An 18,332-nucleotide genomic window follows, 5' to 3' on the forward strand; every position below is an offset into this window, starting at 1 on the left:
CGGTGTCCCAACCAGCATGGTGTCCCGACCGTCACCGGCCGCCGACCCGCAGCGGTTCGGCCCGGTCGGCCGGCCGGTCCGGCTCGCGCAGCTCGGTACGGGCCAGCGCGGGCAGGCCGTGCCGGCGGCGGGCGGCCATCCAGCCGAACGACCCGGCGACCACGACGGCGGCGAGGGCCACCAGCAGCGGGATGTCCGGCACGCCGAGCAGCTTCATGGCGCTGGCCAGCAGCACCAGGGTCAACGCTCGGCGGACCAGGCCGCCGGGTGCCCGCGACGACAGCTGTGCGCCGAGCCACGCCCCGGGCACCGCGCCGAGCAGCAGCGAGGTGGTCAGGTCGAGGCGGAAGTCGCCGAACAGCAGGTGCCCGACGGCGGCGGCGATCACCAGCGGCACCGCCTGCACCAGGTCGGTGCCGACCAGGAAGGCGGGCCGCAGCAGCGGGTAGAGCATCAGCAACGCGATGATGATCAGCGAGCCGGAGCCGACGCTGGTCATCCCGACGATCAGACCGCCGACGGCACCGATCAGCACGGTCGGCAGCGGCCGGGCCCGCAGCGGCGGCTCGGCCGGTGCGGAGTCGCTGCCGGACAGGCCGGCGGTGCCGGCCCGGCGGCGGGCGGCGTGCTCGGCCATCCGGGTGTAGGTGCGGAACACCAGGCCGGCGGCGGCCAGCACCAGCGCCGCCCCGAGCGCCACCTTGATGCCCTGCTGCAGTCGCTCGCCGTCGCCGAGCGAGCGCAGCAGCAGGACGCCGACGAACGCGCTCGGCACGCTGCCCAGGCAGAGCCAGCCGACCAGCGACCAGTGCACGGTACGCCGCCGGATGTGCACCAGCCCGCCGACCGGTTTCATCACCGCGCTGACCACCAGGTCGCTGGAGACGGCGGCGAGCGGCGGTACGCCGAAGAAGATCACCAGCATCGGGGTCATCAGCGCCCCGCCGCCCATGCCGGTCAGCCCGACGATGATTCCGATGCCGCAACCGGCCAGCACCAATACCCAGTCCACCCTGTCGAGGGTGCCGGACCGGACCGGCAATGTCTAGCATGTCGATCGGAATTATCAGGTCGATAGGTGAACCGGATCCGGGCAGTTCGCGGTCAGCGGCCACCACCCGGCGGCGGCGGGGCCGACCGGCCGCGCCGGGCCGACCGGCCCGGTCAGCGGGCGGCCGGCAGCGCGTTCGCGGCCACCACCCGCCGGTACCAGTGCGCGCTCTCCTTCCAGGTACGCCGCATCGTCTGCCGGTCGACGTGCACGATGCCGAACGTCTTGCCGTACCCGTGCGCCCACTCGAAGTTGTCCATCAGCGACCACACGAAGTACCCGCGTACGTCGGCCCCGCCGTCGATCGCCTCGGCCACCGCGGTCAGGTGCCGGTGCAGGTAGTCGACCCGTCGCGGGTCACGGACCCGGCCGTCGTCGTCGAGCACGTCGTCGAACGCCGCCCCGTTCTCGGTGATCATCATTGGCAGCCCCGGGTAGTCACGGTGCAGCCGCAGCAGCAGTTCGGTCAGCCCGGTCTCGTCGATGTTCCAGCCCATCTGGGTGTACGGGCCGGGCTGGGTGACGAACTCGACGTCGGTGACACCGATCCACGGCGAGGCCGCCCCGTCGGCGTGCCCGTCGGCGGTCGACCGCGCCGACACCCCGTCCCACTGGCGGACCAGCACCGGGTTGTAGTAGTTCACCCCGAGCAGGTCCAGCGGGGCGTGCGCGGCCGCCTCGTCGCCGTCGCGCACGAACGACCAGTCGGTCACCGCCGCGGTGTCGTCGATCAGGTCCCGTGGGTACGCCCCGTCCAGCATCGGCCCGAGGAAAGCCCGGTTGGCCAGCGCGTCGATCCGGCGCACCGCCTCGGCGTCGCCGGGCGACTCGCCCCGCACCTGGTGCAGGTTCAACGTCACGCTGACCCGGGCCGCCGGGTCGATGCTCGCCCGCAGCGCGCGTACCGCCAGACCGTGACCGAGGTTGAGGTGGTGCACGGCGGCCAACGCGGCGGCCGGCTCGGTGCGCGCCGGGGCGTGCACCCCGGAGCCGTAGCCCAGGTACGCCGAGCACCACGGCTCGTTGAGGGTGATCCAGGTGTGCACCCGGTCGCCGAGCACCTCGCCCATCCGGCCGGCGTACTCGGCGAACCGCTCGGCGGTGTCCCGGTGCGGCCAGCCGCCGGCGTCCTCCAGCTCCTGCGGCAGGTCCCAGTGGTAGAGGGTGGCGACCGGCGCGATCCCCCGGGCCCGCAGCCCGTCGACCAGCGCCGAGTAGAAGTCCACGCCCCGCTGGTTGAGCTGGCTGCCGGCCCCGGGCAGCACCCGGGACCAGGAGATCGAGAACCGGTACGCGCCGACGCCGAGCTCGGCGAGGATGTCCAGGTCCTCCTCCAGCCGGTGGTAGTGGTCGCAGGCCACGTCACCGGTGTCGCCGTTGGTGACCAGACCGGGGGTGTGCGCGAAGGTGTCCCAGATGGAGGGCGTCCGGCCGTCCACTGCGGCGGCCCCCTCGACCTGGTACGACGCGGTCGCCGTACCCCAGAGGAAGTTGCCGGGGAAGACGCGGCCAGATAGCGGCGATACGGACATGTCGGGATTCTCCTTACGCGCTGAGCACGATCTCGATCTGGTCGGTGCCCGGGTCGGCGGTGACCCGGACGCCCGCCTCGGTGACGTCGAGCGGGCCTGGGCTGGACGTATCGGCGGCCGACTCCCCGACGATCAACAGGCTCCAGGATGCCTGCCGTCCGCTGATGCGGCGGCCCTGCTCGGCGGTCTCGGCCGGGAAGGCGTCGAGGTAGGTCAGGCCGGCGTCGGCGGCGGCCATGGCGAACTCGGCACCGGTGCGTACGGTAGGTCCGTAGTGGGCGGCGTAGGCCTCTGCCGGGTGGTTGACGAAGGCGAACCCGCGATGACCGAGCCCGGCCAGATGCGCCACCGCGTCGCGGGCGGCGGCTTGGAAGTCGATGTCGGCGTGGTCGATCCCGGCCGGGTCCCGGGTCCGGCCGATCATGCTGAACGGCACCCCGGCATCGGTGAGGAAGTCGACCCGTTCGTCGTCCAGGCGGACCTCCATCAGCAGTACGCCGTCGATGAGTCCGAGGCCGGTCAGGTAGCGCAGCTCCTCGACCGGGTCGGCGTTCTCGGGCGAGAGCAGCAGGTGGTAGCCGGCGGCACTGGCCGCCTCGGCGGCACTGGTGGCGAACTGCATCTCGGTCAGCCCGAAGCCACGCTCCGGGGCCGGGTAGAGCAGGGCGAGAATCCGGGTGCGTTTGCTGACCAGCCCGCGGGCGAGCAGGTTGGGCCGGTATCCGAGTTCGGCGGCGGCCGCCTCGATGCGCGTTCGTGTGTCGGCGGCCACCGGACGGGTGCCGTTGAGCGCGGCCGACACCGTACTGACGGCGACGTTCGCCCGCTTGGCTACGTCGCGTAACGAACTCATTCTCACTCCGCTCGGTTGAGCGCTGGCGCACCTTGCGTGGCCGAGGCGCTGGTCGAAACGTTTCGACGAAGCTAGAGCTGGGAAAGTGCAGATGTCAATGGTGTTACGTGAAGAAGTTTTCAGGCACCTCCCCTGTTACAGCACCCCACGGTCGAACACGCATAGTGAGTCATCGACTCGTACGTCGGTCGGCGACAACGGACCCGCCACCGTGCGCACCGCCGGCACCCGACAGCGGTACGCCGTGGACGTAGGCCGTCGGCGGTAGATCGCCCCGAACCTGGGTATGCCTTGCGCCGTGACCCTCGGAGCCCGGCTGGCGCGGGTGCGAGGCGGCCGGCTGCTGCACCCTCGCGGCTGCTCGTTCACCGGCGAGGTCCAGCTCTGGGGGCCGCTCGCCGACTGGTTCCTGCCCGCGGGACGGTGGCCGGCCGTCATCCGCTTCTCCCGGGGCACCCCGACCCCGCCCGGCTGGCCGGACATCCTCGGCCTGGCGGTCCGGATCCAGGTCCCGGACCGCCCGGTCGACCTGCTGGTGTCCAGTGCCGGCCGGGCGCCGGTACTGCGCCACCTTCCGCTGCCCCGACGCGACTTCGCCACCACGTACGGCAGCATCCTGTCGTTGCGGCACGGCCGGCACCGGATCTATCTGGCCGCGTCTCCGGCCACCCCGGGCCGCCTCGGCGGCGCGGTCGAGCGGCTCGCTGAGGTCGCCGCCCGTCGCCCGATCGTGTTGCGGCTGGCGGCGGCCACCGCCACCAGCCACTGGCGGACGTTCGGTCGGATCGACGTCGGCGAACCGCTGCCGTCCGCCGTCGACGCCGCGCTCGCCTTCGACCCGACCGGACACCCTCCGCTGCGGCTGCGAACGGGTGGGCTGATCCAACGGCTCCGTACCGTCACCTACGCCGCCTCCCGGCGAGCCCGGGGCGCCAGCACCGACGACAATCCGATTGCCGCCGCCGGCCGGCGACCGCTAGCGTGAACGGCACCGTGACACCCGAGGAGCCACCGATGCGACCGCTGGCGAAACCCGCCGCCGCCCGACGCGGCTGAGCCGCGCCCACCAGCAGTCCCGCTGATCCTCGCCGCTGTCCCGCTGATCCTCACCGATCCTTCCGGCGATCCACGCCGACCTTTCCCGGTGCCGCAGCCGGCACCGGGTCGCCGTCGCGCTCCCCGTACCGAACCCAGGAGTTTTCCATGAGTCATACGCTGCTGCCCGGCACCCGGGCCCCGGTCAAGGTCTGGACCGATCCGGCGACCATCGAGCCGCAGGCCAGCCAGCAGTTGCGCAACATCGGCACGCTGCCGTGGGTGCACGGCGTCGCGGTGATGCCCGACGTGCACTACGGCAAGGGTGCCACCGTCGGCTCGGTGATCGCGATGCGCCAGGCGCTGGCACCGGCCGCGGTCGGCGTCGACATCGGCTGCGGCATGTCGGCGGTGCGGGCCAGCCTGACCGACGCGCAGCTGCCGGACGATCTGGGCGCGCTGCGTACCGCGATCGAGGCCGCGGTCCCGGTCGGCTTCCAGGCCCGCGACACCCCGGTCGACCCGCGTCGGGTGCACGGCCTGCCCACCGCCGGCTGGGACCGGTTCTGGTCCGGCTTCGCCGACCTGCACCCCGGGGTCGCCGCGCTGGAGTCCCGGGCGCAGCGTCAACTCGGCACGCTCGGCGGCGGCAACCACTTCATCGAAGTCTGCGTCGAGCAGGGCGGTCCGGATGCCGGACGGGTCTGGCTCATGCTGCACTCCGGCTCCCGCAACATCGGCAAGGAGCTGGCCGAGCGGCACATCGCGGCGGCCCGGAAGCTGCCGCACAACGCGGACCTGCCCGACCGCGACCTGGCGGTCTTCCTCGCCGACACCCCGGAGATGGCGGCGTACCGGCGGGACCTGGCCTGGGCGCAGGAGTACGCGGCCCGCAACCGCTCGGTCATGCTGGCGCTGCTCTGCCGGGTGCTGCGCACGGCGGTGCCGGCGGTCCGCTTCGACGAGCCGATCTCCTGCCACCACAACTACGTGGCCGAGGAGGTCTACGACGGGGTGCCGCTGCTGGTGACCCGCAAGGGGGCGATCCGGGCCGGGCGGGGCGAGCTGGGCATCATCCCCGGGTCGATGGGGACCGGGTCCTACATCGTGCGGGGTCGGGGCAGCGAGGCGGCGTACTGCTCGGCGTCGCACGGCGCGGGTCGACGGATGTCACGGTCGAAGGCGAAGAAGACCTACACCGTCGACGACCTGGCCGAGCAGACCGCCGGGGTGGAGTGCCGCAAGGACGCCGGTGTGGTCGACGAGATCCCGGCGGCGTACAAGGACCTGGACCAGGTGCTCGCCGAGCAGGCCGACCTGGTCGAGGTGGTGGCGCACCTGCGGCAGGTGGTCTGCGTCAAGGGTTGACCACCGGATAGGCGACCGGGGTGCGCACCGGGGCGGGTCGACCCTCCCAGCAGGGTCGACCCGCCCACGATGTGCCCTGTCGACAGTGGTTGCTATCGACGGTCGGTCGGGGTCATGTTCGACAGGTGACTGTCGGCCAGGTCCAGTTGCCGCCGTGCATGATCGTCACTCCGAAGTTGTTACCGCTGCCGTTCGGCCTGGCGGTGATGTTCCCGGTCGTGCCGCTGACCGAGGCGTTCCAGCTGTTCTGCAGGCTCTGTCCGCCGTGCAGGCTGAGGGTGACGGTCCAGTTGCTGACGTTCTGCACCGAGACGTTGAGGTTGAACCGGTCGCCGAACTGCTGGCCGGCCGACAGCACCGCGGTGCAGTTGCTCTGGCCCGGGTCGCCCGGTCCAGGGTCGCCCGGTCCAGGGTCGCCCGGTCCAGGGTCGCCGCCGCCGCCTTCCCAGACGGTGATGTCGGAGCTGCCGTTGCTCTGGTAGCCCTCGGTCGCCATCACCTGGTAGCTGTGGTTGGAGCCGAGCTGCATGCCGGCACGCGCCCAGGCGTCGAAGTGGTTCGCCGTGGTGATGGTGCCGCCGGTGCGCTTCTGCTGCCGGACGCTCCAGTACTGGTAGAACGTCTGGGTGCCGTCGATCGACGGCGCGTTGACCCGCTGGCTGCGCAGGATGTCGTAGACGCCGCCGTCGGTGGTGACCGAGCCCATCCGCTGCGCGCCGCTGCTCGGGTTGTAGCTGCCGAAGTTCTCGACCACGTAGTACTCGATGAGCTGGTTGCGCGTCCACCCGTACAGGGCGAGGTAGGTGTTGTTGTTGCCCGGGTTGTAGCTGCCCGAGTAGCTGACCGTCCGGCGGGTACCGGTGGCCCAGCCCTTGCCACCGACCCAGTTGTTGGTGTTGTTGCTCCACTGGCTGGAGTAGCGGCCGTTCTCGCGCAGCGTCATGCTGGCGCTGCCGCCGTCCTTCCAGAACGAGAAGAAGTAGCCGTTGTGCGTGCCGGTCTGGTTCGAGGTGAGGGTCCGGTCGGCCTCGGCGTACGCGCTGGGGGCGATCACCATGCCGCTGACGACCAGCGCGGCGGCGCACGCGGTGCCGATCAGCAGCCGCATGCGACCGCGCCTTCTCGGCTTGACGAGAGTGTCCTTCATGTAGGTGTTTCCTCCTTTTGAAGGCTGGCGGGAGCCAGCGGTGCGGTACGACCCGACAGCCTGTCGTGGACGGTGACCGCCGCCGGGGATCGGCGCCGTACCGCGCGGTGGTGGGGATCGACGATCATAGAGATAAGTCGATGGGACGACGGTATGAGGCAGTCGGCCGCTTGTCAACAACTTTCGGAAACATTACGGAAACACCGTGCCGGCCGGCCCGCCTGCGGCTGGGCAGGCGTTCGAGCTGGCCAGCGGTCCTGCCTGGCCAATCAGCAGGTCGGCACGGTCATCGCGTACTCCCGCTGCGGGGCGCATCCGGCGACCCGGCTTCCGGGCTGAGCTTCCGGAAGTATTTCGGGGTACGGCCGGAGCAGCCGAGGACTGCCGGCGGCCGACCCGGGCCGCGCAGAAAACCCCTGGCCGGGCCGGTCGGCGGTCGCCGATGATGACGGCATGGCCGACCCGTCGTCCGCGATCATCGTCGACTACTACACCTCCCGCCACCGGGAGGCGGACCGGCTGCGGGCCCGTCCGTCCGGCCGGCTGGAGTGGCTGCGTACTCTCGAACTGCTCGACGACCTGCTGCCGGTACCCCCGGCCCGAATCCTCGACGTCGGCGGGGCCGACGGCGCGTACGCCCGGCACCTCGCCGCCGCCGGCCACCGGATCCGGCTGCTGGACCTGGTCCCGGCGCACGTCACGCAGGCCCGGTCCGGTCGGCCGACGATCGACGCCGACGTCGCCGACGCCCGCGCGTTGCCAGAGACCGACGACAGGTACGACGCGACACTGCTGCTCGGGCCGCTCTACCACCTGGTGCACCGCGACGACCGGGTCACCGCGCTGACCGAGGCGGTCCGGGTGACCCGACCGGGCGGTCTCGTCGTCGCCGCCGCGATCTCCCGCTTCGCCGGCCCGCTCCACTTCGCCGCGACCCGCCGGTGGGCCGAGTCGATCGCGCGGGAGGCGCGCACGCTGCTCACCGATGGGCGCAACAACCCCGGGATCGGCTTCACCGTGGCCTACTTCCATCGCGTCGACGAGCTGACGGACGAGTTCGAGGCGGCGGGCCTGACGCGGGTCGCCGTACAGGGAATCGAAGGTCCGGGATGGACGGCGGCCGAGGCGGCGGCCGACGCACCGGACGCGGACGTCGTGCTCGACCACGCGCTCGGGATCGCCCGGGTCTACGGCCGGGAGCCGGCGCTGCTCGCCGCGAGCGCGCACCTGCTGGCGTCCGGTGTCGTACCGGTGCCGAAGGTGGGACGCGCGCCGGTTGACCGGCCCGACTAGCCTGCCGACCGGGACGAGACGGGGGAGGTCGCGGTGGATGGTACGGCGGCGGGTGATACGGCGGCAGGTGGCCGGGCGTCCGGGTGCCTGTTCGGGCTGGCGTACGGTGACGCCCTCGGCAAGCCGACCGAGTTCCTGACGGTCGCCGAGATCCACCACCGGTACGGCCTGGCCGGGCCGCGTGAGCTGGTCGGCGAGCCGGCACTGGTCACCGACGACACCCAGATGACCCTCGCGGTCGGCTGGGCGCTGCACGACGCCCCGGCCGCCACCCCGGACGGGCTGGAGCCGCTGCTCCGGGCCCGGTTCCTGGCCTGGGCGGCCAGCCCGGACAACAACCGGGCCCCGGGAATGACCTGCCTGCGGGCCTGCGGCGAACTGGCTACCGGAGTCGCCTGGCAGCAGGCCACCGTCGCCGGGTCGAAGGGCTGCGGGGCGAACATGCGGGTCGCCCCGGTCGGTCTGGTCGACGCCTACGACGACGACACCGTGGCCGGCGTCGCGCAGTTGCAGGCCGGGCTGACCCACGGCCACCCGACCGCGCTGGCCGCGAGCGAGTTGACCGCCGTCGCGGTCCGGCTGCTGCGCGCGGGTACGCCCCTGCCGGCGCTGCCCGGCCTGCTGCGTGAGCACTGTCGCGGGCAGCGGGAGGTGTACCGCGACGACTGGCTCGGCCCGCTGTGGCAGCGGCCGGGAATGGACAGTCCGGCGGGGTTCATCTCGCGAGGCTGGGACGAGTGTCTCGACGTGCTGGACCGGCTCGACGCGGCGTTGGCCGCCGGGGACGACGGCGGCGACGCCTGCCGGGTCACCGGGGAGGGCTGGATCGCGGAGGAGTCCCTGGCCACCGGGCTGCTCTGCGCACTGTGGCACGCCGACGACCCGGTGGGCGGGCTGGCCCGCGGGGCGGCCACCTCCGGTGACTCGGACTCGATCGCGTGTCTGGCCGGGGCGTTCCTCGGCGCGGCGTACGCAACGGCGGCCTGGCCGACGACGTGGCCGGACCGGATCGAGTACGCCGACCAACTGCACGCCCTCGGTCGGGCCTGGGATTGACCGGGCCGACGGCCCTGAACCGACCGAGCCCGCCGGTCAGCCCAGCGTGACCTGGGTGACCAGGCCGACCAGCGCGCCGAGGAAGAACGTCGCCCACGCGGTTCGGTTGGCGCTCGCCAGCTTCGACTCGACACTGGTCACGTTGCGCATGAGCGATTCGAACTCGGTGTTGAGGGCGTCGAGTTTGTCGCTCAACGCGTCGGCCTGGGCCTGGGCCGTCGGCGAGTCGGTAACAGCCCGCGACGCCTCTGCGTGCCGCAGCGCGGTGTCCAACTCGGTCGACACCGCTTCGAGGCGGGCGGCAGCAAGATGGTTGACCTGGCCGGGCCCGGTGATGGTGCGATGGACCAACGCCCCGACGCCGGCGGCCAACGCGACGGCGGCCAGCAGTAGCACCGTCCGCCCCCAGGACTGGACGGTGAACGGTGCGTCACCGCCGAGCGCAGCCGTGATCGCCAGGCCGACCAGCGCCCCACCGACGGCCAGAAGGACCAGTTTCCGGGTGAATCCCGCTTCGGGTGCCGGCGCAAGCGGCTCGGCGGAGTCGACCACGGTCGTCACGACATCCTCCTGGTTCATACACACACGGTAGACATCCCGGGCGACCACTTCAACCTGCACCACCACCAGGTCAGATTCTGCTACCTGTCAATCCGGAGCACGCACGAGCGATGCTCTCATCCTGAGGGAAGGCGGAGATGATTTGCCCCGGTTTGACACTGTAACGCTGACCAAGAGCGGACACGAAGCCCGCAAAATCCGAGGCGGCACTCTGGAATAATCGATCCAGTCACGTAGCATGGTGCTACATCGCAGATTGACTGATCCTAGGAGTGCCGATGAGCACGAACAACGATCCAGAGGTGCAACGGCGGCGCCTGCGGATCACCCTGCGCGACTTCCGGCAGACCCGGCAGCTCACTCAGAAGGATGTGGCCCGTGAACTGGACTGGTCGACGTCCAAGCTGATCCGCATCGAAACAGGCGAGTCCAGCATCTCGGTCAGCGACCTGCGCGCACTACTGGCGCACTACGAAATCAACGACGTCACGCAGATCAACGAGCTCATCGAGACGGCAAAGATCGCCAAGCGGCAGACCTGGGCGTCGTACCGGGACGTGATGAGCCCGGCGCTGCTGCAGTACCTGGGCTACGAGAGCTCCGCATCCCGCATCCGGGGGTTCCAGCCGCTGCTCGTGCCCGGATTGCTGCAGACCGAGGAGTATGCCCGGGCGATCATTCGTAGCTACGCCTCGGCGTCGTTCTCCGACGACGACGTCGAGCGCCTGGTGCGCGCCCGGATGGAGCGGCAGGAACTACTCTCCCGAGACGAGCCGCCGGCCTTGTCGTTCATCATGGACGAAGCCGCCGTCCGTCGCGCGGTCGGGCGGCCAGGGGTGATGGTTCGGCAGCTCGAGTGGCTCAAGGTGCTGAACGAACGACCGAACATCCACGTCCAGGTGATCAGGTTCGACGCGGGCGAGTACCGCGGAATGATCAAGCCTTTCACCATCCTGGACTTTCCCAATCCGGCCGACGACGATCTGGTACACACCGAAGGCGGCCGGGACGAGACGGTCAGCGCCCAGGACGAGGTTGCCAACTATATCGATCTGTTCTTCCAACTTGAGGACCTCGCCACTCCGAAGGCCCGCCTGAACGGCGTCATAGACGAGCTGATCGCACATCTCGGTGGGCCCTCGAGGTCCAAAGTGACAACAGGCTAGCTGAGCGGCGCCTGTGCTGTGGTTCGCGAAGGGGACGTGGCATGACATCCTCGCAGACATCAGACGGGCAGCTGGACCGCCAGTTGCTCTCCGACGCCACCGGACTTGTCGGGACCGGGCACCACGCCGACCCGCCAGCGCGCCGCTGGGGTTCAGTCACAGCTGCTCCCTGGCGGCGCGTTGCCGTCGTTTCGGTGCCGACGGTGAGTCTGCTGACCGTGGTGGGATACCTGCGTCTCGACCCGCTGCGCTGGCTCGCAGCCTGCGCTGCCACGGTCGCCGTCTTGCTAATCGCATGGGCTCAACGACGGCTCGCGACACGGCTACGGCTACTTGACACGCTGGTACGCAAGGGCTGGGCCGCCCGGCGCGGATCAGCGCGTCGCGCCCGCCGAGGCCAGCCAGGCGATCACCCGACTGGCCGCCAGTCCGGCGATGGCGACCAGCACGAGGAAGGCGAACAGTCTCGCCGGCCAGATCAACGCATCGTCGATCGCCCCGGCGACTGCACCGACGACCGCTGACAGTCCCACGACGATCGGCCCGGCCACGACCGCGTACAGCAGCGTCTGCATCGGACGCGCCGACGATGCCTTCCGGCCTGAACCTGGGGCCTGCGACACCATGACCTGCGAGCCCTTCCCCATCATCGAGCCGCCCCCTCCATTGGATGCGCCGCTCACCGATGAACCGGATGCCCCCTGGCTGATTAGGGGAGTCCGGCGGAGCCATCTGCCGATGCCCTGAGTCTAGCACTTCGGCGACGACAAATCGGACATGCCGTGCAGATCCGCCAGCTGTCCGCCCAGGGCGCGCACCCCGCGTGGGTTTGATACGCATATGCGTCCGCCTATACTTTGGATGCTCGATGTCGAGCGGTTTTCAGATCGGCGAGGCGACTCCCGCTGACCAACGGATCCGCACGGCGGCGGGTGTGTCTTCGCAGAGCGAGGGGAGGACCCGTGCCGCAGTCACCACCACCGCCCAGTTGGCACAAGAGCAGTCGCAGCGCTGGCGGAGAGTGTGTCGAGGTAGCCCGAACCGAAACCCGCGTTCACGTCCGGGACTCGAAGACCCGTGATCACAGTCTCCAATTCGATCACGAACGATGGAGAGCCTTCCTCTCCTCATTGTGATCATTCGCACCAGCGCGGTTCGAGGGCCGCGTTGGCGATGCTGATGTGTCGGTGACAAGACAGTCAGCGAGCAACAGACACTATCGACGGTCTGTACGCCCGCCGCGGCCCATGCACGGTCCGGCTGCCAGTCGGGTGAGGCCGGTGGCCAGCGCCCGCCCGTCCCCGTGGTGGGCATCTTCGGGCGCGCCCGAACCGCAGCTGGCGGCGACCAGCAGAAGGCCTGTTAGCGAAAACATCTGCCTCACCCAGGTCAGCCCGTCCACCGCCCGGCCACCCTCTATGGACGCCGGCGAGCACCCGCGCCACTCGGCGACCATCGATGGATTGCTGATGTTATCGATAACAGCTATCCTCGGTCGCGGGAGCGAAGGGCACGCTTCGACGCACCGTAGCAGGTGGCACGGACGCGTCGACAGCATCGCTCCATGGCGTCCGGGCACCCTCGCATCTTGACCAGGTGATTGTCCCGACTAGCCGGCATCGTCCGCCGGCGGTCGGCCTGGCCGATCTCCGCGCACCCGGTACGACGAGGAGTCACCTTGACCAGAACGAGACGCAACCGCGCCATCGGTTTCGTCGCGAGCCTGCTGTGCGTGGCGACGTTCCTCGTCGCCGCCCCAGCCCGGGCCGACAATCCGATCGTGCAACACATCTACACCGCCGATCCGGCACCGATGGTCCACGACGGACGGGTGTACCTGTACACCAGCCACGACGAGGACGGCTCCACGTACTTCACAATGAACGACTGGCACCTGTTCTCCTCCGCCGACATGGTCAACTGGACACACCACGGCTCACCATTGAGCCTGACCACGTTCAGCTGGGCCAGCGCCGACGCCTGGGCCGGCCACGTCATCGAACGCAACGGCAAGTTCTACTGGTACGTACCGGTGAAGGCCACGGCGACCAACTCGATGGCGATCGGAGTCGCGGTGGCCGACAGCCCGACCGGCCCGTTCCGCGACGCGCTCGGCCACCCGCTGGTGGCCAACGGCGAGATCGACCCGCACGCGTTCATCGACGACGACGGACAGGCCTACCTGTACTGGGGCAACCCCAACCTGTGGTACATCCGGCTCAACCCCGACATGGTCTCGTACTCGGGGAGCCCGACCCGGATCCCACTCACCACCGCCGGGTTCGGCACCCGCACCGGCGATCCGGACCGGCCCACGCTGTACGAAGAGGGGCCCTGGGTCTACCAGCGCAACGGGATCTACTACAACGTCTTCGCCGCCGAATGCTGCTCCGAGTTCATCGGCTACTCGACGGCTCCCGGACCGACCGGCCCGTGGACCTACCGGGGTACGGTGATGCCGCGACAGGGCGGCAGCTTCACCAACCACCCCGGCGTCATCGACTTCGCCGGTGGCTCGTACTTCTTCTACCACAACGGCGCGCTGCCCGACGGCGGTGGATTCACCCGGTCCGTCGCGGTGGAGAAGTTCAGCTACCGCGCCGACGGCACGATCCCGACGATGAACATGACCACGGCGGGCGCGCCGCAGATCGGCACCCTGAACCCGTACGTCCGTCAGGAGGCCGAGACGGTCGCCTGGTCGGTCGGGATCGAAACAGAGCCGTCCAGCGAGGGCACCATGAACGTCGGCTGGATCGAGAACGGCGACTACATCAAGGTGAAGGGCGTTGCCTTCGGCGCCGGGGCGGCCTCGTTCACGGCGCGGGTGGCCGCTGACTCCAGTGGCGGAAACATCGAGCTGCGACTCGGTGGCCCGACCGGCACCCGGGTCGGCACCTGCGCCGTGCCCGGCACCGGCGGCTGGCAGAGCTGGACCGGTGTCTCCTGCCCGGTCACCGGCGCCTCCGGCACCCATGACCTGTACCTGGTGTTCACCGGTGGCAGCGGCTACCTGCTCAACGTCGACTGGTGGCAGTTCTCCACCGGCACCACCCCGCCACCGACCAGCCCGCCGCCCACGACGCCACCACCCACGACGGCGCCGCCGACCACCGCGCCGCCCACCACCGCACCGCCGACCACGACGCCACCGCCGACCACACCCGGGTCGTCCTGCACGGCCACCGTTTCGGCACCAGCGTCCTGGCCGGGCGGCTACGAGGGGCGGCTGACGGTCACCAACAGCACCTCCACCGCCATCGACGGCTGGCGGGTGACCTTCACCCTGCCCGCCGGGCAGACCGTGGCACAGGGCTGGAGCGGCACGTTCAGCCAGCAGGGCAGCCAGGTGACGGTGACCAACGCCAGCTACAACGGCCGACTTTCCGCCGGATCGTCGACCACCGCCGGCTTCATCGCGTCGACAAGCGGGAGTAGTCAGCCACCCGGCAGCATCACCTGCACGGCGAGCTGACCGCGAGCCAGCGGAGTTCCCGGGCCCGGGCAGTCGACGCCGACGGCTGTCCGGGCCCGGGGACTCCGCTCCTACCGCCAGCACCGGCCCAACACCGGCCCAACACCGCCCCGGCGGCCGGCGTCACGGTACGCAGCAGTCGCGGTCGACGGCGGACAGTGGCGACGTCCGCAGGATCCGGACCTGACCCAGGTCGCCGCCGAGCGGGTCGGCGAAGCCTCCGTTCGGCTCCGGCAGCACCTCGACGACGAGCACGCTGACCGGTAGTCCGGGCGGCAACCCGGCCGCCTCCAACGCCGCCCGCACCTCCGCCCCCGACCAGGTCGTCTCCCCCTCCAGCGGCAACGGCACCGAACGCGGACCGGGCTGTCGTCGAGGTATCCACAACGGACGCAGGCCGACCTGCACGTTGCGCCGGGTGCTCGCGTCTGCCTGCATCACCCGGGCGTAGAGCACCGCCCACAGCTGGGTGTTCGGCGGGTCCGACAACACCCGGCGCAGCCCGAGGTACGGGATGGCGTACGGAGCCCGGACCCGCACCGCACCGTCCGGTTCGGCGAGCACCGAGGCGGCCAGCTCCGGAGCCGGATGCGCCACCCCGTCCAACGTCAGCGGCTCGCCGTACCGGCCCTGGGCAGTGGACCATAGTGGATCGTCGGCCGGCCCACGGTCGTGGCCGACCCGGATCTCGTAGGTGTAGAACGAGAACAGCTCCGGCGAGCCGGGGTCGGTGTTGGGCGGCAGCGGCACCAGGAAGTGCCGGTCGCTGTCGGCTGCCGGTTCGAGGCGCTGCATGGTGGCGTACCCGGCCAGGTCCTGCGCCTGGCCCGGGGTGATCACCCGGACCGGTTCCGGGTCCAACGGCAGGGTCGGCACGGTGGCCGGGTCGGCGACCGGTTCGGTGCCGGGCAGCAGCATCGGGTCCGGGGTGACGGTCAACGGCCGGACGAAGTACGCGTCACGCGGGTCGGCCAACGGCTCGGCGAACTCCAGCCACAGCCGCCGGATCCGGGGCGTGGTCGCCGCGTACGACGCGTCGGTGCCGTACGGGGTGAGCGCGATGCCGGCGGCGACCACCCGGGGCACCTGCCTCGGCGGCGTGACGATCGGCAGCGTCGACGAGATCACCTGCCGCACCACGTCGCCGGTTTCGAGGCGGAACTCCAGGTCGTAGTCGACCTGTGGCTCGTACGGCAGCCCGTCGGGACCCAGCGGTGCCGCCACCACGTCGAGGAAGATCATCCGGACGAAGCCGCGCTCGGTGTCGCCGGTGCCGGCCTGCACGTTGACCGAGTCGACCAGTTCGATCACGCCGACGTCGGTGACGGTCTGCGGGGCACCGGGGGCGTCCGGCAGCCGTACGGTGCGCCGCAGCGTCAGCGTCGGCGAGCCGGCGCCGCGCCACGTCCAGTCCCGATCCACCACCGCCTGTACGGCGTGCAGCCACCGCCCGGCGAGTTCGGTCGGATCGGTGAACTCGACACTGCCGCCGTCCGGGGCGAGGTGGTGGCCGAGCCCGGCGCAGCCGAACACCACCCGCTCCCCCGGTACGCCGAGCAGGGTCGGGCCGTCGGCGACCAGGTCGAGCGCGCCGGCCAGCCGGCCGAGCAGCGCCGGGGTGGGTGCGGTCTGGGCGGCGACCGCCGCCACGGCCGGCGGCGCGCCGGCCGGGTCCGGCCGCAGGAACACCGACCGCAGGCTGTCGGCCGGCGGCAACGGGCGCAGCAGGTCGGCTTCGCTCGCCGGATCGGCCGTCCCGTGCAGGTCGATGATCTCGGCCGGGCCACGCCGGGCGGCGTCGCTGCCGAAGTAGCCAAGATCGTCGCGGCCCATCGCCCGGACCTCCAGCCGCAGGTCCCGCCCGGTGACCATGGTGACCGGGCCGCTGACCAGCCCGTCCGGGCCGAGCTGATCGGCGACGTCGACCGACCGGTAGTCACCGGCGTCGACCCAGGTCAGGTCGAGGTCGAGCACGCCGGTGGCGGCGTCGGGGAACAGCCGGGTGGTGGTGTACCACTCGACGTACCCGTCGGCGTCGGCGGCCGGATCGAACGCCGGGGCCTTCAGCAGCACCCGGACCTGCAGCAGTACGGCGTCCGGGTCGGCGACGCCCGGCGCGGTCGCCGCTTCCGGCGGCCCGGCGTCGTTGGCGGCGATCTGGGCGAGCAGGTCGGTGCGGGCGGCCGGGCCGGCGGCGTACACCGCTTCCGGGTAGCCCAGGCGCGGCCGGTGCAGCCGCAACGCCGCCACGGTGCCGTCCGGTTCCGGGGTGAACGGGTCCAGCCCGACCCGGGCCGGCGGCCGGTGTCGACGCAGGTGCAGCAGCGCGACCGGCGCCTCGCCGACTTGGCCCGGTGCGGCGTCGACCGGCGCGGCGTCAACCGGTGGGCCGCCGCCGGTGGGGTCGGCGAGCCGGACCCGGAACTCGTACGACTGGCCGTAGCGGGGCAGCACCGTGTCGGCGTCGACCGGCACCGCCTGCTCCGGTGGGCCGGGCGGCACCTCCATCAGCCGTTGCTCGTCGTCGGTGTCGACGACGAGTGACCCGCCGCGCCAGCGGACGAACCAGGCGGGTAGCCAGAGCTGGCCGCTGTGTTCGGCCGGGGCGACCTCGGTCCACCGTTCCTCGCGGGCCGTACCCAGGTCGACGCCGACCGCCAGCGGGGCGTCCACCAGGGACAGCGAGGTCCACTCGGTGCCGCCGGCCGGGCGCACGTCGACCCGGTAGCCGAGCACGCCGCGCGGGGCGAGCACCGGATCCGCACCGTCGGGTGGGGCGCCGAGCGCCCGGTTCTGCCCTTCGAGGATGTCCTCGTCGTCCCAGCCGAGCTGGACACCTTCGTCGCGGGCGATCGGCGCGCCGTCGCCGGTCTCGTCGAGCAGGTCGGCACTGACCGGCTGCCGGGCGTGCACGATCTTGGCGAAGCCGTCGTCGAAGCGCAGCGTCTCGGCGAAGACCTTGTCGTAGTTGCCGAGGGTGCCGGCTTCGGCGGCGTCGGCGCTGACCGGGAACGCCACCGGCGTGAAGACCGGCCGGGTGTCGGCGGCGGGCAGCGGCGGCACCCGGGTGGCGAAGGCACGGACCAGCCCGGGGTCGGCGCCGACGACGTCGGCGTAGTCGCTGTGGGCGGCCAGGTCGACCCAGAGCCAGCCGCCGGCGGCCAGCCGCGGGTCGGCGTCGACCGGCACGTCGAGGGTGACGACCAGGCCGAGGGCTTCGGCGAGGCGGGGACGGCGCAGCGCGTACGCGATCGCCTCGCCCCAGCCGATCACCGTCGGCGGCACCGGCGGCGCCGGGTCCGGCGGGCAGGTCATCAGGCAGTGGTAGCTGGCGTCGGTGACGGCCAGCGAGGTACGCGGGCGGACGAACCCGAACGACCGGCGGTAGCTGCCCGGCAGGTACTTGCGCAGCTGCCGGGTGGTGTCGCGGTCCTGCGGGGCGAATGTGTCGCCGGCCGGGCCGGGCGGGATCTCCAGTGCCTCGCCGATCGCGGTGAAGATGCTCCGGGTGTGTGGGGCGTGCAGTGTCGCCGGAGCGGCGGGCAACGCGATGGTCTGGTCGACCCGGTCGCGCCGCGGCAGCGCCGCGACGGCGTCCGAGATGGACACCGCGAACGCGAGGTGGGCGTCGGCGAAGGCCGGCACGCCGGCCGGGGCGGCGAGCAGTGGTGCGAGCGGGTCGGTGGCCGGGGCGACCAGCAGCCGTACGGTCAGCGTCCGCCCGGTGTGGTCCCACCGCTGCAGGTACGGCACCAGGGTGAGTTTGTGCGAGGTTGCCATCTGTCCGCCTTCTTC

Annotated in this window: 14 protein-coding genes; 7 read left to right on the forward strand and 7 right to left on the reverse strand. The window is 71.4% G+C overall.

Annotation, left to right across the window (positions count from 1 at the left end; genetic code table 11):
* Positions 1-31: 31 nt before the first annotated feature.
* The 3 genes from EDC02_RS21335 to EDC02_RS21345 form a co-directional block, all read right to left on the reverse strand.
* Positions 32-1,012, reverse strand: coding sequence for a sulfite exporter TauE/SafE family protein (locus EDC02_RS21335; protein ID WP_123605013.1), 981 nt, complete (start codon positions 1,010-1,012; stop codon positions 32-34).
* A gap of 152 nt (positions 1,013-1,164) precedes the next feature.
* Positions 1,165-2,583, reverse strand: coding sequence for a GH1 family beta-glucosidase (locus EDC02_RS21340; protein ID WP_123603487.1), 1,419 nt, complete (start codon positions 2,581-2,583; stop codon positions 1,165-1,167).
* Between the two features lie 13 nt (positions 2,584-2,596).
* Positions 2,597-3,436, reverse strand: a complete 840-nt coding sequence (locus EDC02_RS21345) for a LacI family DNA-binding transcriptional regulator (protein WP_123603488.1) — start codon at positions 3,434-3,436, stop codon at positions 2,597-2,599.
* A 298-nt stretch (positions 3,437-3,734) separates the two neighbouring features.
* Here EDC02_RS21345 and EDC02_RS21350 point away from each other — a divergent pair, with 298 nt between their 5' ends.
* Positions 3,735-4,421: a phosphodiesterase gene (locus EDC02_RS21350; RefSeq protein WP_233606158.1), complete on the forward strand. Its 687-nt coding sequence runs from the start codon at positions 3,735-3,737 to the stop codon at positions 4,419-4,421.
* Positions 4,422-4,639: 218 nt separating this feature from the next.
* Entirely contained in the window at positions 4,640-5,839 is a 1,200-nt protein-coding gene (locus tag EDC02_RS21355) for an RtcB family protein (RefSeq protein WP_123603490.1), read from the forward strand.
* Between the two features lie 112 nt (positions 5,840-5,951).
* Here the strand turns inward: EDC02_RS21355 and EDC02_RS21360 are convergent, their stop codons facing one another.
* On the reverse strand, positions 5,952-6,986 hold the full coding sequence (locus EDC02_RS21360; protein ID WP_123603491.1) for a glycoside hydrolase family 11 protein: 1,035 nt from the start codon (positions 6,984-6,986) through the stop codon (positions 5,952-5,954).
* Positions 6,987-7,439: 453 nt separating this feature from the next.
* Between EDC02_RS21360 and EDC02_RS21365 the strand changes: the two genes are divergently transcribed.
* Together EDC02_RS21365 and EDC02_RS21370 are read left to right on the forward strand one after the other, a co-directional pair.
* Positions 7,440-8,279 (forward strand): bifunctional 2-polyprenyl-6-hydroxyphenol methylase/3-demethylubiquinol 3-O-methyltransferase UbiG, encoded by an 840-nt coding sequence (locus tag EDC02_RS21365; protein ID WP_123603492.1) that lies wholly within the window; start codon positions 7,440-7,442, stop codon positions 8,277-8,279.
* Between the two features lie 33 nt (positions 8,280-8,312).
* The gene (locus EDC02_RS21370; RefSeq protein ID WP_123603493.1) at positions 8,313-9,335 is read left to right on the forward strand and encodes an ADP-ribosylglycohydrolase family protein; all 1,023 of its coding nucleotides are present in this window, start codon (positions 8,313-8,315) and stop codon (positions 9,333-9,335) included.
* Between the two features lie 36 nt (positions 9,336-9,371).
* On the opposite strand, the gene EDC02_RS21375 is transcribed toward EDC02_RS21370, so the two are convergent.
* The gene (locus EDC02_RS21375) at positions 9,372-9,914 is read right to left on the reverse strand and encodes a hypothetical protein (RefSeq protein WP_148083537.1); all 543 of its coding nucleotides are present in this window, start codon (positions 9,912-9,914) and stop codon (positions 9,372-9,374) included.
* A gap of 260 nt (positions 9,915-10,174) precedes the next feature.
* Here EDC02_RS21375 and EDC02_RS21380 point away from each other — a divergent pair, with 260 nt between their 5' ends.
* Positions 10,175-11,062, forward strand: a complete 888-nt coding sequence (locus EDC02_RS21380) for a helix-turn-helix transcriptional regulator (protein ID WP_123603495.1) — start codon at positions 10,175-10,177, stop codon at positions 11,060-11,062.
* A 374-nt stretch (positions 11,063-11,436) separates the two neighbouring features.
* Here the strand turns inward: EDC02_RS21380 and EDC02_RS21385 are convergent, their stop codons facing one another.
* Positions 11,437-11,745 carry a hypothetical protein gene (locus EDC02_RS21385; protein WP_148083538.1) on the reverse strand — a complete coding sequence of 103 codons (309 nt, stop codon included), beginning with the start codon at positions 11,743-11,745 and terminating at the stop codon, positions 11,437-11,439.
* Between the two features lie 279 nt (positions 11,746-12,024).
* Here EDC02_RS21385 and EDC02_RS21390 point away from each other — a divergent pair, with 279 nt between their 5' ends.
* On the forward strand, positions 12,025-12,198 hold the full coding sequence (locus EDC02_RS21390) for a DUF397 domain-containing protein (RefSeq protein WP_123603497.1): 174 nt from the start codon (positions 12,025-12,027) through the stop codon (positions 12,196-12,198).
* Positions 12,199-12,740: 542 nt separating this feature from the next.
* Positions 12,741-14,537: a family 43 glycosylhydrolase gene (locus tag EDC02_RS21395; RefSeq protein WP_123603498.1), complete on the forward strand. Its 1,797-nt coding sequence runs from the start codon at positions 12,741-12,743 to the stop codon at positions 14,535-14,537.
* Positions 14,538-14,660: 123 nt separating this feature from the next.
* Here EDC02_RS21395 and EDC02_RS21400 read toward each other — a convergent pair whose 3' ends face one another.
* On the reverse strand, positions 14,661-18,317 hold the full coding sequence (locus tag EDC02_RS21400) for a hypothetical protein (RefSeq protein WP_123603499.1): 3,657 nt from the start codon (positions 18,315-18,317) through the stop codon (positions 14,661-14,663).
* Positions 18,318-18,332 lie beyond the last annotated feature (15 nt).

It is taken from the genome of Micromonospora sp. Llam0, assembly GCF_003751085.1.
Classification (GTDB): Bacteria; Actinomycetota; Actinomycetes; order Mycobacteriales; family Micromonosporaceae; genus Micromonospora_E.

Excerpts from the sequence above, each read along its gene's own strand:
- EDC02_RS21340 (WP_123603487.1), bottom strand. The coding sequence starts at position 2,583 with ATGTCCGTATCGCCGCTATCTGGCCGCGTCTTCCCCGGCAACTTCCTC.
- EDC02_RS21345 (WP_123603488.1), bottom strand. The coding sequence starts at position 3,436 with ATGAGTTCGTTACGCGACGTAGCCAAGCGGGCGAACGTCGCCGTCAGT.
- EDC02_RS21355 (WP_123603490.1), top strand. The coding sequence starts at position 4,640 with ATGAGTCATACGCTGCTGCCCGGCACCCGGGCCCCGGTCAAGGTCTGG.
- EDC02_RS21360 (WP_123603491.1), bottom strand. The coding sequence starts at position 6,986 with ATGAAGGACACTCTCGTCAAGCCGAGAAGGCGCGGTCGCATGCGGCTG.
- EDC02_RS21365 (WP_123603492.1), top strand. The coding sequence starts at position 7,440 with ATGGCCGACCCGTCGTCCGCGATCATCGTCGACTACTACACCTCCCGC.
- EDC02_RS21375 (WP_148083537.1), bottom strand. The coding sequence starts at position 9,914 with ATGAACCAGGAGGATGTCGTGACGACCGTGGTCGACTCCGCCGAGCCG.
- EDC02_RS21380 (WP_123603495.1), top strand. The coding sequence starts at position 10,175 with ATGAGCACGAACAACGATCCAGAGGTGCAACGGCGGCGCCTGCGGATC.
- EDC02_RS21400 (WP_123603499.1), bottom strand. The coding sequence starts at position 18,317 with ATGGCAACCTCGCACAAACTCACCCTGGTGCCGTACCTGCAGCGGTGG.